Genomic DNA, 14289 nt, shown 5'->3' on the forward strand with positions numbered 1-14289 from the left:
ATAAGTTACAGTTTCCCCTTCTTTAACATCTTTTCTACAATTTGCACGTTTTTCGAACTTTGTAATAAACGATTTAATAATGTAAGTAACTCTTCCTTTTCTAAATCTTTCAGTTTCTCTTTAAGCGTACTTTCACCATCACCTTGAATATCATAAACAACTGCCGCCATATGCTTACAATAATTCTCATATGGACACTCGCAGCTACTTTCTGTAAAATTTTCAAGATCAATCATTACTTCATAGTTTCCTGCATTTCCAGTAACAAAAGCAAATATTTTCTTGTCTTGTATTTCAACATCTTCTACATGTCCTTCTTCATAATATTCATAACCTTTATCCATAATGTACTTAGGAATCCATTTCGTTATATCATTTAGTAAGTAAGCGTACATAACAACACCTCTTCCTTTAATTCCCTTTTGACTTCCAAAACCCTGCATGTTATTCTAATAACTGTCAAATAGCAAGTCTATATGACAAAACGACTGACACCTATTCGGCGGAGGTGTCTCTTTTCATTTGCAGCCGATATGAAGTGCCTCTTTCAGGCACATTCAATCTTTGACACTACACACTCAACACCATTCCCTTGTATCAGGCTGCTTAAGCAGTCTTTTACTCTACATACTTCAAAAAAAAGAGAGCTTAGCTCCCTTTTCCTGCCTTATAAAATACCCCTTTTTCAGTATAGAGATATTCATCAGCTAATGTAATTTTCCCATCCAGTTTCAGTTCATCTAATAGTCTTGATAAATAAAATTGATGTAACATCTTTTTCGTGAATTTTCCTTCATGATGCGAAACGATATGTTCTTGAATATCTAACAATGATATTGGCTTATCCTGCTCTATCATATATTCATAAACTGTACTACGCAGTTTTACGTATTTTTCGAGTGTCACAGTACTTCGCAACCCCTTTCTTCTTAATATAAATTTTCGTAATCGGTTTTTTTGCAACAAAAAAACCTCTCCGATAAGAAGAAGTTACGTATATATCTTCGTCTTATCTCCCAGAACAAATATGTTCTGCTGGAATTAGCACCTGCATCGCGGTTGCTGGGTTTCATCGGGCCAGTCCCTCCACCTCTCTGGATAAGAAAATATTCACTTAATTCCTACTATACGTAATTTCATTCTAATTGTCAAACAAATATAACAAATTATATTTTGTTCCTTACTGTTCATACTATACATATATGAATATGCAAGGAGGATTATGAAATGCACGAAAATGCTCGCGGATATGTCCAAAATTCTTTTCAATCATTACAAGAAGCAAAACATTGTTTAGAAGAAGCGCTACAGACTGTTGAAAAAGATTTTAATCGCGCTCGTATTGAACAATCACTTTATGCGATCGAACAAGCTATTCAACGCTGTGATTACACGGTTCATATTTTAGAACAAGATTGAAAAAGCTTCCCATCATAAGGTGGGAAGCTTTTTCAAATGGCATACTTCATAATTATTGCCGTTATAATTAAAAAATATACAGAATTAGCAATTTCTAAAACCCCTACTTTTATAATAGAAATTTTTTTGCCATACAACATAATTGCTCGAATGACACTCGGTATAAAAATAAGAGAACACCACGGATTCATTGAAAATACAATGATTGTTAATACAATATGATACCCCCATGATATAAGGCGATACTTCGGGTTATTTTTCTCGCGAATCATCGTTTTTACATAAAATGTACTTCCTAAAAAATATAAAAATGAAATAAGCGCAATAAATAATGCTGTTTTATCTATGTGTTTCATTGAAAAATAATAACTAACTAAACCACCAATACAAAAAACAATAATCGCACTAATGTCATTTAGTAACGCTCTTTCATTCTTTTGACGGGCGTAATACATATTTACTATAAATAATGGAATCATTACTGCTACGAATAAAAGAATGCGCCATTCATATAATAGAGAAATCATCCCAAATACGAAAGCGATGATAAAATATACAATTGCTGCATGTAAAAACTCTTTTTTTCGTTTTTGCTTTATGTACGTAAGAAATGGATACGTAGCTAAATAGATAAAGAACCAAGCTAAAAACAATGGAATATGATACATAGTAGGTTTCCCAAGTATGACACTTAATAGAAATGGTATAACGAGCATGGCCCATGCACCATGTTGCTTCGGAATAACTAACTTCATTAACTATACACCTCCCTTTTGAAAATAGTTCTCACCTACTATTATACAAATAATTTTATATAGTAACGGATATATATTGGACTATTTTTTGACAATAAAAAATGCTCCTTACAATATGTAAGAAGCATGAAAGAGGCAAACGAATATGTAAGTCGCGACCCTACCTTATATGAGTATGCTTTTCTATGCCATGTTATGCTTATCTAATATGCCAAATTTCTTTTTGAATCTCGTAAGAATCGTAATCCAAGACGTACTAAATAATAGTAAGAAAACAACATTCGAAATCGCATGGCTCAAATCGAAATAAAAACTTGCGATATAATACGAAATGACAGCTTCCCACGTTGCCTCACGTATGAAACCGAGAAGCCCCCAGAAGTTCATAATCCAGCCAAATAAAAATCCAACAAACAATCCGTATAGAAGTCTTCCCCATAGCTTTCTCATTAAAAATGTATTACGTAAGAATCCAGCTATAAAACCAATCATACCCCAGGAAAACATTTGCCACGGCGTCCACGGACCTTGCCCTAAAAAGATGTTAGATACGATAGCCGCTGTTGCACCGATCATAAAACCAGTTTCACTCCCAAACACAATTGCAGAAACGATAATGACAAATGAAGTCGGTTGTACACTTGGCAATATCGAAAATGGCACGCGGCTAACTGCTGCAATTGCCGCTAACACAGCAACGAGCACAATTTCACGTGAAACAAAAGCCTTTCTTTCAAAGCGGATATAGAAAGGTAACATAATAATAACTAATAAAAACAAACTACTTAACATGTAATAACCGTCCATGATAAGTGTAGTAAAGAGTAATGTGCCTATTATTACTGCAAAAATACATATTATGAATGCAACATATCGTTTGGACACGCTTCGTACACATCCTCCCACGTTAATGCATATGGCAATTCTTTTCGAATGAATCGATTGATAGATGTTGTATAAAAGAAGTTTCCACTAAAAAATTCCTTCGGTGCATCATTCATAATAACTGCTCCGTCAAATAACATCATGCATTGATCAACGTATTTCGCTGCAAACTCAATATCATGCGTTGCCATTACAATTGTTGTACCTTTTTTTTGTAGCTTTCTAAATAGCTCTCCTACTCTTTCTTTTTTCCACGGATCTAATCCCTTTGTCGGTTCATCAAGTAACAATAAAGTCGGCTTTGATAATAACGTTGTACATAACGCAAGTAGTTGTTGCTCTCCCCCGCTACAATCATGCGGATGGCGTTCTTTAAGCGAATGTAACCAAAACTGTTTTAGCATATCTTCTGCTATTTCTTTTCCTTGTTCTCCATATAACTCACGTGCACGTTCATACACTTCTTCCCACACTGTATCAAATGTAAAATGATAATACGGATGTTGTGATACATACCCGATCCTTTTAAATCGTTCTTTCGAATCAATTTTATGTATCACTTTCCCATTCCACTTTACTTTCCCTCTTCTCGCTTTTTGCAATCCCGCTAAAATCGTTAACAGTGTAGATTTACCTGTACCATTTTTCCCAACGAGAGCTACCCATTTTCCTTTTTCAATCGATACGGTTAAATCTCGTAAAATAAGCGGACTATTTTTTTCATATTGGAACGAAATATGCTCTGCGCTTAAAATGACTTCTCGCTTTTCACTTTGTGCTATTGGCTCATTCACATATGATATATCTGAAAAGTTATTCAGTTTCATTTGTGCTTCTCGCACTGTAAACGGAATATCTTCCACGTCCCATTCTAAAAACAATCTTGGAATTTGCGGAATAAATGGACGGAACTTTTCAACTTCCCACATGTTCGCTATAACCGTTTTAGGACTGCCATCATAAACGATGCGGCCGTTATCCATACAAATAACGCGTGTTGCAAGTGGTATCACTTCATCTAAACGATGTTCACTTAAAACGATCGTAATTCCAAGTTCTTCGTTAATACGTTTTAACAATCCTAAAAACTCTTTCGCAGCGATTGGATCTAACTGCGCCGTTGGTTCATCTAATAATAATAATTTCGGCTGCATAACTAATACCGCAGCTAAATTGACAAGCTGCTTTTGCCCGCCAGATAACGTATGAACAGATTGATGCAATAAATCTTGAAACCCTAAAAAGCTAATGAGCTCTGCTATTCGTTTTTGAATAATCTGTGATGGTAACCCGATATTTTCTAAAGAAAATGCTAATTCTTGAATGACCGTATCCATTACGAGCTGATTCTCTGGATTTTGAAATACCATACCAATTTCTTGCGCAGATAATAAATCCGGTACTTCCTCTAATAAAACGTCATCATAAAAAATTTCTCCTGAACGTGTACCAATTGGAAGTAATTCCTTTTTAAAATGTTTTAATAATGTCGTCTTTCCAGAACCTGACCCTCCAGCAAGTGCAATAAACTCTCCTTTTTGAATAGAAAGAGAAATATGCTGTAACGCATATTCGTTTTCATCAGCATATACAAATGATAAATTGTTTATTTCTGCATGCGCCACCATATCCATTCCCTTCCTTCCATTATAATTGGTAAACTAATAAACATCGTAAGTACGACAAACATCATTCCATCGTATTGCTGAAATAGAATAGACTCGACTTTTGGATAAATGATTAACTTTCCTCCGCCATACGTACTACATATAATAGCAATGATAAGTAGAATACTTAAATAACTGAGCATATACCAATCGCGTCTTTCCATTCTATACCGAATATATGTCGTACGCTTCGTTACACCAAACCCACGAGCTTGCATAGAATCTGCTGTTTGCAGCGCATCTTCTAATGAACAAATTAATAATACTTGCAGCAATTGCATACCGTTTTTCACCCGTTCAACAATTGAGCCTGCATCTACTTGTACACCTTTTGTCTTTTGGACGAGTGTTATTTTCTGTAATCGCCTCATAAACAAAGGAACAAACCTCACTGTAATCATCGTTAACAATACTACTTTCGGTGAAATTCTAGAAAATAAATATAAAAATTTATGACTCGAAATAATATCATTATACGAAGCAAACGTAAACATAATCGCAACTAATAATAACCCCATTACTACTCCATACATAATTGCCTCAAGCTTAATACGGCTATCCCCTAACCAAAATAACGTAGTTCGGCCTCTATGCGTTAATAATGAATTAAATAAAATGACCATAAAAAAGAAAACAATTGTGCTCGGTAACATCTTTCTTATCTTTTCGCTATTCCCTTGCATTATATTGATTATAACGATTAAGAGTATCGCTCCAATTAAAAAAAGAGGATGAAGACACATCATACATAGTATCATCACCCCGATATAATAGAAAAAATTCACAAAAGGATGTAAAGAAGAAAAACTTATTTTCATAGCCCTTTACCGAATGCCTTTCTTATTTTAATACAAACACCCACTCAATTGTATCTCCTGGTTTAACTGTTACTACACCAGCACTATAGTTTGGAAAAGCACCATTCACACGATATTTCCACCCACTAGTAGTAGTAATATCTTTTTCATATAAATCATTAATACCTTTTACATAAATATCACCTTTAGAACCCATCACATCAAGCTCTAATCCTGTGTTCTTTAGCACATTATAGACCGTGTCACCTTCTTGTACATCCACCTTTTTCGCACCTAATAAGTACCCTTCATTACCTTTTACTGAGATCGTAACTTGTTTTGCTTGTGGTTTAGGTGGTTCTGGCGGATTAGGTGGCACTGGTTTCGGTGGTGTGGGAAGAGTAACTTCTTTTCCACCTTTATTTGGATCTTCTTTTTGCTCCTGTTTCGGTGTTTCTTTCGGTTGATTCACAACCTTCGCTTCTTCTTTTACTTCTGGTGCTTTCGGTTGTTGCTGTTGTTTCTCTTCTTGTGCTTTTTGTTGCTCTGGCTGCTTAGTAGCAGGCTGTTCCTGAGGTTTTTCTTCCTTTTTTACTTCTGGTTGTGCCTGCGTCTTTTCTTCTTTCGGCTTCTCTTCTACTTTTTGTTCTTGCTTCTCTTTCTGTTCTTCTTGCTTATTTTGTTCTTGTTCAGCTTGTTTTTCCTCCGGTTTTTCTTCCGGTTTCGCTTCATCTTTTTTCTCTTCTTGTTTTGCTACCTCTTCTTGTTTTGGTTCTACTTTCTTCTCAGGCTTAACAGCTGCCTCTTCACATCCGGCAAGTAGCCCAAGTGAAAGCATTAAAGAAATAAACCACTTCATCTTACTCATGTTGTCTCTCACCTTTCATAATAAAATTAGGAGCAAATGATTGCTCCTAATTTTTGTTAAGCTGCTTTACGTCTCCATAATACATATGCAGCAGCAATACATATTACACCCATACCTACTTCTGTAGCTGCACTATGAGAAGATGCTCCTGTTTTTGGTAACGTGCTACCATTTCCGGATTTTTTATTTTTAACCGGCTCATTATCGACAACAACTTTTAGCGTGTCATCTTTCGTTTCTTCTTGTACTTGCTTTTGTTCTTCTGGTTGTTCAGTAACTTCTTTTTCTACTACAACATTTTCTGAATCCACATTCGGTTTCTTATCGATTTCAGGAACAGATACATTTGACCAATCATAAATCGATTTTCCAAGATCCTCAAACTGAAGTAAAGCTAAAAATGCTTGCTCTGTAGCCATTCCGCTACCGTTTTGATCACTTGGTAACCATTTGAATTCACCATTTGGAAGTTGGTATGATAGTAGATTTTGCATTGCCTTATGTAGACGATTTTGATCTACATCTTTCACAAGTGATAGTCCAATAATTGCTTGCGCAGCACTATTAGAATTTTCTTGTCCATCAGCAGAAAAACCACCATTTTCTAACTGTTCATTATATAAGTAAGCAACAGCTTTTTCTACAGCTGGCTTCACATCTGGTCGATCTTGATAAGGAGCTAATGCTGATAAAACCATACCTGTTACATCAACGCTACTAGCACTGTCTTTACTGCTTGCACTATCGTAAGTCCAGCCGCCATCTGTATGTTGCGCGTTTAAAAGCGCATCTACTAAAGCAACTCGATTCCATTTTGAATTCACTGGAACTTCATATTTCTTCGTATCAAATGCAAGTAAAGCAAATGTATAACCTGTAACAGAATTCACTTTATCTGATTCGTACAATTTTTGAACTAAATTATGTTCGCCAACCTTTGTAGGGTCTGCTTGCATTGCATTCATCATAATAATCGTTCTAGCTAAATCTGTCGCTGAAAAACGGTTAATGCGCTTTTCTACTTTTTCAGTTACTGACTTAACATAATTTAATTTCGCCTCAATTGGAACATTCTTTCCAGAACGAGAAAGGCCTAAAGCTACCCAATCACTTTCAATTCCATCTTGTAACATCTTTTCAGATGTCTTAGAGATCGCGTCATTTACTTGCGCTGCTGGAACTTGAATGTTCTCTTGCTTTGGTTGCTCTGGTTTTTCTTGTTTTGGATCATCCGTTTTTGGTTCTTCTGGTTTTTCTTGTTTTGGATCATCTGTTTTTGGTTCTTCTGGTTTTTCTTGTTTTGGATCATCCGTTTTTGGTTCTTCTGGTTTTTCTTGTTTTGGATCATCTGTCTTTGGTTCTTCTGGTTTTTCTTGTTTTGGATCATCTGTCTTTGGTTCTTCTACAGTTTTACAAGTACCAAATTTATCTAATGTTTGCTGTAATGTTTCCTGGCTCATATTACTCCAGTCTGCAACAAAACGAAAGACAACAACATCTCCAGCATTTAATTTATAACTATCTGCTCCAACTTCTGCAGATTTATCATTTACATCATATAACCAGCCACTTGTGTCCCCAGCCATTAAACCGTCAATGCCTTTAACATACGTTCCAAAAGACATTGTCTCTGCTGTTACTTTGTCCCCCATGACTTTTTGCAGCAAACTTAAAGCTGTTTCCCCATCTTTAATTTGCTCTTCTTTCGGACATAACATAATACCCTTTTGTGATTCACCAATAATTGCAAGTTTTGCTGTATTTCCTTCAGCAAACGTAATATGTACTGTATTCGCAAAAGAAACAAATACAAGTGTAACTGCCATTAACGACGTAAGCAGCCATTTTTTTAACATTGCCATCCCAAAATTTCCTCCCTTACTACTATTTACACAAAAAAAGGCCCTTCAAGGGCGTGCAATTGACACTCTTTTTTTGTAAGTGTCGAACAAACTGTACAACACCTCCGACCCGCATCATTCGCGGCTATATTTGTATAGGAAAAATAATTTTGTTTATGAACGTATCATTGTGATAACATTCACTTTTCTAGGCACAACTGACTTCCATTCAAGTTATCGTAAAACGATAAACCTATACATTCTGTTAATTTTAAATTTCTGTATTATTTTACTATTGACAAAGAATTTTGTCCATGCTTTATCGGATTTATTTTCTAAGAATAGTAACTTACTAACCTTTAACGATGCAAACTCTTTTCACTAATAATGACGCCATCTTCATCCGCATACACATATTCATTCGGCTTCCATTCTACTTGTCCAAATTGCAATGAAATATTCCGCTCTCCTTTTCCTTCTTTTACACTTCTATTTGGCATCGTCCCTAACGCTAAAATACCAATATTAATATTCTTTAGTTCACTAGAATCACGAACATATCCATTTACAATAATTCCTGCCAGCTTCCTTTCCTCTGCAATAGCTGCCAAATTATCACCAAGTAACGCACAATTCGTAGATGCTCCGCCATCCACAACTAATATCGTTCCTTCTGGTAGTGTTTGCAATCCTTCCTTCACTAGTACATTATCATCCTTCACCTTTACCGTTGCAATTTTCCCGTGAAATTGTTCTTTCTTCCCAAAAGACCGAAATGACTGGCGACATATTTGTAATTCTTTTTCAAACTCATCACATAGATCCGTAGTCTTCCACATCTTTTTCCCCTCTTTTCCTTATTCCTTCTATATAACATATTCTTGGGTTATTTTCGTTTCCCTGTCTAACGTTTCAATAATTTGTATGTGCAGGAAAAGCATAGAAAAACTATTGCCTTAAGAAGCCACCTTTATTATAATCTATTTCACAGATAAATTTCAGAATATTAAAAATTAATCAAGTGAAAAAGGAGGGGTTTTATGCAATTACATACCGAGGCAAAAAAACAGCCGAGTAAACGAAAGTTTAAAATACCTGACGCGTACGTACTACTATTTTTTATTGCTTTACTTTGTGCAATAGCTACATATTTCGTTCCTGCTGGAGAATTTAAAAGAGTTACAAACGGTACTGTTACAACGACAATACCAGGAAGTTATCATTCTGTTCCACAATCGCCAGTAGGGTTTGTTTCTTTTTTTACCGCTATTGAAAAAGGAATGACACTTGCTGCTCCGATCATCTTTTTAATTTTATTTACAGGTGGAGCCATCGCCATTCTTGAAAAGACAGGTGCCCTTGACGGTTTAATCTATCATGTTATTAATAAATTTCGCAATCAGCAATTACTTTTCATTTGTATTGTCGCTGCACTCTTTTCTATTCTCGGAACGACTGGTATTATCGTTAACTCAGTTATTGGCTTTATCCCCATCGGCATCATCGTTGCACGCACATTAAAATGGGACGCTATCGTCGGCGTAGCAATTATTTATTTAGGCACTTATGCTGGTTTTAATGCTACTATATTATCTCCCTCACCTTTAGGCATTTCACAAAAGATCGCAGAACTTCCGATGTTTTCAGGGATTGGTTTACGTACAGCAATCTATATCTCTTTTTTAATTGCTACCATTTTATATATTAATTGGTACGTAAAACGTTTGAAGAAATCGAATAAAGGAAGCATTCTCGGTGACAACTGGTTTCCAAGTAACGCTCTTTCAAACGAAAAAGAAATAAAGAAAACAGAAGTTCCTTGGACAATACGCCACAAATTAATTTTACTCGTTTCAGCTTTATCGTTAATTGCATTTTTAATAGGCGCTTTTCGTCTACATTGGACGGACGCAGAAATGACCGCTACTTTTATTTTCATAGCAATTACAGCGGGAATAATAGGTGGTATGAAAGCAAACGATATCGCTTCTACTTTTCTAGCAGGCTGCCAAAATCTCATATACGGTGCTTTGATCGTCGGAATGGCTCGTTGTATTTCAGTCATTTTAGAACAAGGGAAATTACTTGATACAATCGTTAACCAACTCGCACAGTCTCTCGAAGGGCATAGCCCTGTATTTGGCGTTATCGGTATGTATGTAAGTAGTGCAGCATTACATTTCCTCATTTCATCCGGGACAGGAGAATCTGTTATTTTCATTCCGATATTAGCTCCATTAGCCGATTTCATGCACATTACACGCCAAGTTACAGTACAAGCTGTTATGCTTGGAGAAGGTGTAGTGAACTGTCTCAACCCAACTTCCGGTGTTTTAATGGGCGTTCTCGCAGCGAGCGGCATTTCTTACGGAAAATGGATTCGATTTATGGCTCCACTTGCATTCATTTGGTTTATCATTGGACTTATTTTTCTTATTATTGGCGTGAATATTGAATGGGGACCGTATTAAAAGACTCATATTATACTTAACTTAATAAAATATCTATTCTATTCTCCAATCCTATAAAAATCACTTATTCTAGTATAGATATAAATAGGGATTGATCACTATGATCAATCCCTTCTCTCAAAGTAAAATACCTTTAAATATTTTAATTCCAAATTTTATTTACCCATTCCGGATGATCAATAAAAGGATTACGATTATGTTGATATTTCGTAAAAATCACTTCATTACGCTTTCGCTCTAAATCATCTACCGGGTCTTGTTCATTCCATTTTAGTAAAACGGATAGTTTGCCCATGTATGGATCTTTATTGTTATTCACCTTTTCATTTAATTCTAAGTCTATTTCCCCATTGTCTCCTTCATAACGAACAGCCATGTAAAATAGCATTCTAGCGATATCTCCTTTTACACTATCACGAGGTTCCCAAGAATCACTATCGTATTTACATTCTGTCGCTTCCGAATGATTTACACCACCATTATCAAAATCCAGATTTCCACGTGAGCTATTTACAGATACATCCGTCGCTCTTAAATGATGCAAATCAGTTCCAGCTCCTGCAGTCGTTCCAAAATCACCGTGAGATTTTGCCCAAACATGCTCTCGGTTCCAATTATCAACTCCTGAACCATTCGTAAGTTTCCCTTGCGAACGCCCAGTATATAAGAGTATCACATTGTTTTTATTATTTGGATCTTCATCAGTATCTCTTAGTGCTTCCCAAACCGCACTGTATGATAACTTTGTATGATCATCAATAATATTATGAAGTTCCTTCTTTAATTCTAAACCCGTTTTTCCTATTGCATTATTATAATATGTATCATCATAGCTTTTTACAGTAATCTCTTGTGGTGATGCAGAAGCTACTTCACCGTGTATGATATCTGTGAATGATAGAGATGCAGTACCTAAAATAAAAAATGAAGATAGTGTAACTATAGCAAGCTTTGTATTTCGAAACTTCATATACCCATTTCCCCTTTAACATATAATTTGAAGCTATTAACTAAAAAGTGCTTTCTAACCCCCAAAAACTTTTAGAAAGCCATACCCACCCTTTTCTTTTTATTTAATACAAAAACTCTATTGAGTCTGTATCATTTTCACACTTTTGGTTTATCTACTTTTCAAGCAATTTCACTTTTCACAAGGAATATCCTTCTCTAGTAAAGATTATTAAAATATTCCTTACAATTAAAAAGTAGTTTAATGTTAACTCATAAATTTCAATTTTTTTATGCAATTATGCATATTTGATAAATCGACTTTTCCTTTTTCTATAACTGTCTTTATTTTTTATGTAAAACCCTTCTTCCTCTGAAGAATAAGTACAAAAATAGATTGGATACCATGTAAGGCACCAACCTATTTTAATTAAAGAAACTGTGTCAATTCTGAGTTCACAACACGTTGTGCAGTAATGATAACACTTTCAGCTGTTAGTCCATAAACACTATATAGTCCACCAGGTTGATTAGGAACAATTTGAACTTCATATTCAAATGCTTGTCCAAAAGCAGGATGAACTAAACTTAGAGTTGCAAAAGTAGAAGCATTAGAATTTACATTGAAGTTTATCTGTTCAATTAATGCTAATGAACCGTCAAGTCTAAAAACTCTAGCTACTCCAGTAAGTGGGCCCGCAGTACGGTTAAGGATCTTCACCCTAACTCTATTTGCATTAGCAGGTTGATTTCCTACATTTTCAATTGGTCCTGTAGTAAGAGCCATATAACATCACCTCCATTATATTATTATGATATTCAACGATAAACATTGATGTTATAGTTTAATTACCCAATTTATTTTAAATAAAAAAGCTTGTTTCTTATATTTTTTATAAGAAACAAGCTTTTCTTTTTCAACTACCATTCCTAAGACAAGTTTATTCATCTCGAAAACATTTACAGTTACTTGACGTTTATACTGGGACAGAACTACTACTATTTACTTTGCATTGAATCTATATATTTTTTAACTACTTCATAAACATATTCTTGATTTGCCGCTGCTGTGTTTGGATTATATTTTCCGCCGTTTGTTTTATTGTTAGATAACACTCGAATTCCTAAAAATGGTACGTCATACGCTTTTGCGATTTGCGCTGCTGCAGCGCCTTCCATTTCCTCAACAGATGTACCGTATTTTGTATGGAACCATTTAATTCTATCAACTTCATTATTCCAAACATCTGCTGAACCAATCGTACCTTCCACTACTTTACCTTTTGTATATTTATCTTTTACCGCATTAGCTGCTGCAAGTAAATCCTTATCTCCCTCGTAGTATCGGATTTTCTCAGCATTTGGATCTTCTCCTGCACTTCCTTCAGAAGCCATTAAGTCCATAGAAATCCATTTTGTCGGCTCAATTCCTTGATTCTCATCCATATTTGTTGTTTTTAATGAACCTATGTTTGCTACTTGTTTTCCTAAAACAATATCAAATACGTTTAAATTTGGATCGTGTCCACCTGATGTTCCTTGGTTAATAATCGCCTTAGGCTTATATTTTTCAATAGCCACTGCTGTAGCGGCTGCTGTATTTTCCATTCCTTTACCTGTTTTCGCTACGATTACAGGATAATTGTCGACAGTGCCTTTATAAAATACGAAAGTTCCAGACTTTTCTTCTTTCACATTTTTTAATCTTTTTGCAAACTTCTCAGCCTCTATCGGCATTGGCCCTTGAATTAAAAGAGGTTGTTGATTACTTTTTGCCTCAACTTGTTTTGGACCCGCATTACATCCCGCAAGTATTGAGAATGACAATGCAACAGTAGTTACTAGGGCAGCACATTTTTTCAACGTATTCTTCTTCATAAATAATCTCCTCTTTCTCTTGTTGTTTTCTATACTCGATGCTTTTGGTCCAAACAAAAAAGTTCTAGAAATTGTAGAAGAATCTCTACTTTCTAGAACTACGGTAGTCAAAGTTAATTGAGCAAAAGATAAAACAAATGCCAAATTATAGACGGTAGCGCTCATAAAATAGCACGGCCGAATACTTTAACCCGTAGTCCAGTTCTTTCATTGGGAACTAGGTAGAAACGCTCGGACCATATTACCGAGTATATACGAGTGATGATGTGTAAAATTATTATATTGGTAATATATCAAACTTTTAGTGTGCACGCAATATATATATGAACATTTTTATCAGAATCATTCCTAACGTTCGTTTTTAAAGGTTAAAATAATAGTATTTTTCATTCATCAATGAATAACAACCAGAAAAAACTTACAATCCAAACTCTAAACTACATTCACCTACAACAACCGATCTTTTACCAACAATTAATCTTCCTCACTTTGAGCTATAAGTCTTATTCCCCTCATATAGTGAAATAAAATATGGATTTAAAGTCGACTTTCGTTAACAAAATCAACCGTTAGGAAGCATTCATCTAAAATAAAAAAAAGCTCCAAATTATATTATATTTAAGTCATAGATATTAAACTTAATAAAATTAAAGGCAGGAACATATTTGAAATGTTCCTGCCTTTTTATTGTGGGATACCGATACATAGCCATCTAGCTAAGATTTTGAAGTGCTGTAAAATCAAAAATTTCATCTCACCA

Annotated in this window: 14 protein-coding genes and 2 riboswitches; of the genes, 2 read left to right on the forward strand and 12 right to left on the reverse strand. The window is 35.1% G+C overall.

Translation table 11 applies throughout. The annotated features are described in order from the left end of the window. Window positions 1-5 precede the first annotated feature (5 nt). A complete protein-coding gene (locus DN393_RS26330; RefSeq protein WP_064475845.1) occupies window positions 6-395 on the reverse strand; it encodes an SWIM zinc finger family protein in 390 nt (129 codons plus the stop codon). A 253-nt stretch (window positions 396-648) separates the two neighbouring features. Further along, window positions 649-966, reverse strand: a complete 318-nt coding sequence (locus tag DN393_RS26335; RefSeq protein WP_002096439.1) for a hypothetical protein — start codon at window positions 964-966, stop codon at window positions 649-651. Window positions 967-1006: 40 nt separating this feature from the next. Then, window positions 1007-1105, reverse strand: a riboswitch (SAM riboswitch). Window positions 1106-1227: 122 nt separating this feature from the next. Between DN393_RS26335 and DN393_RS26340 the strand changes: the two genes are divergently transcribed. Next, window positions 1228-1419, forward strand: a complete 192-nt coding sequence (locus DN393_RS26340) for a hypothetical protein (protein ID WP_000545003.1) — start codon at window positions 1228-1230, stop codon at window positions 1417-1419. A gap of 32 nt (window positions 1420-1451) precedes the next feature. Here DN393_RS26340 and DN393_RS26345 read toward each other — a convergent pair whose 3' ends face one another. The 7 genes from DN393_RS26345 to rraA all read right to left on the reverse strand — a co-directional run bounded on the left by DN393_RS26345 (window position 1452) and on the right by rraA (window position 9071). Further along, the gene (locus DN393_RS26345; protein ID WP_064475846.1) at window positions 1452-2174 is read right to left on the reverse strand and encodes a YwiC-like family protein; all 723 of its coding nucleotides are present in this window, start codon (window positions 2172-2174) and stop codon (window positions 1452-1454) included. Window positions 2175-2357: 183 nt separating this feature from the next. Continuing rightward, window positions 2358-3059: an ECF transporter S component gene (locus DN393_RS26350; RefSeq protein WP_064475847.1), complete on the reverse strand. Its 702-nt coding sequence runs from the start codon at window positions 3057-3059 to the stop codon at window positions 2358-2360. Beyond that, a complete protein-coding gene (locus DN393_RS26355) occupies window positions 3032-4693 on the reverse strand; it encodes an ABC transporter ATP-binding protein (protein WP_098101592.1) in 1662 nt (553 codons plus the stop codon). The genes DN393_RS26350 and DN393_RS26355 overlap by 28 nt, the downstream gene beginning before the upstream one ends. Continuing rightward, entirely contained in the window at window positions 4666-5544 is an 879-nt protein-coding gene (locus DN393_RS26360) for an energy-coupling factor transporter transmembrane component T (RefSeq protein WP_149174094.1), read from the reverse strand. Before DN393_RS26360 ends, DN393_RS26355 begins: the two co-directional genes overlap by 28 nt. 22 nt (window positions 5545-5566) lie before the next feature. Next, window positions 5567-6391, reverse strand: a complete 825-nt coding sequence (locus tag DN393_RS26365) for a DUF4430 domain-containing protein (RefSeq protein ID WP_149174095.1) — start codon at window positions 6389-6391, stop codon at window positions 5567-5569. Between the two features lie 56 nt (window positions 6392-6447). After that, window positions 6448-8253 (reverse strand): DUF4430 domain-containing protein, encoded by a 1806-nt coding sequence (locus DN393_RS26370; RefSeq protein WP_064475851.1) that lies wholly within the window; start codon window positions 8251-8253, stop codon window positions 6448-6450. A gap of 338 nt (window positions 8254-8591) precedes the next feature. Continuing rightward, window positions 8592-9071 (reverse strand): ribonuclease E activity regulator RraA, encoded by a 480-nt coding sequence (rraA, locus tag DN393_RS26375; protein WP_064475852.1) that lies wholly within the window; start codon window positions 9069-9071, stop codon window positions 8592-8594. Between the two features lie 201 nt (window positions 9072-9272). On the opposite strand from rraA, the gene DN393_RS26380 reads away from it, so the two are divergent. Then, a complete protein-coding gene (locus DN393_RS26380; RefSeq protein ID WP_064475853.1) occupies window positions 9273-10703 on the forward strand; it encodes a YfcC family protein in 1431 nt (476 codons plus the stop codon). A gap of 142 nt (window positions 10704-10845) precedes the next feature. Here the strand turns inward: DN393_RS26380 and DN393_RS26385 are convergent, their stop codons facing one another. The 3 genes from DN393_RS26385 to DN393_RS26395 all read right to left on the reverse strand — a co-directional run bounded on the left by DN393_RS26385 (window position 10846) and on the right by DN393_RS26395 (window position 13529). Continuing rightward, window positions 10846-11673 carry an endonuclease I family protein gene (locus DN393_RS26385; protein ID WP_064475854.1) on the reverse strand — a complete coding sequence of 276 codons (828 nt, stop codon included), beginning with the start codon at window positions 11671-11673 and terminating at the stop codon, window positions 10846-10848. A 408-nt stretch (window positions 11674-12081) separates the two neighbouring features. Next, window positions 12082-12438: a hypothetical protein gene (locus DN393_RS26390; RefSeq protein ID WP_016129918.1), complete on the reverse strand. Its 357-nt coding sequence runs from the start codon at window positions 12436-12438 to the stop codon at window positions 12082-12084. A gap of 212 nt (window positions 12439-12650) precedes the next feature. Next, on the reverse strand, window positions 12651-13529 hold the full coding sequence (locus DN393_RS26395) for a 5'-methylthioadenosine/S-adenosylhomocysteine nucleosidase (protein WP_064475855.1): 879 nt from the start codon (window positions 13527-13529) through the stop codon (window positions 12651-12653). A gap of 174 nt (window positions 13530-13703) precedes the next feature. Beyond that, a riboswitch (purine riboswitch) is annotated at window positions 13704-13807 on the reverse strand. Between the last annotated feature and the right edge of the window lie 482 nt (window positions 13808-14289).

The sequence above is a fragment of the Bacillus sp. BPN334 genome, assembly GCF_008368885.1.
Taxonomy (GTDB): domain Bacteria; phylum Bacillota; class Bacilli; order Bacillales; family Bacillaceae_G; genus Bacillus_A; species Bacillus_A wiedmannii.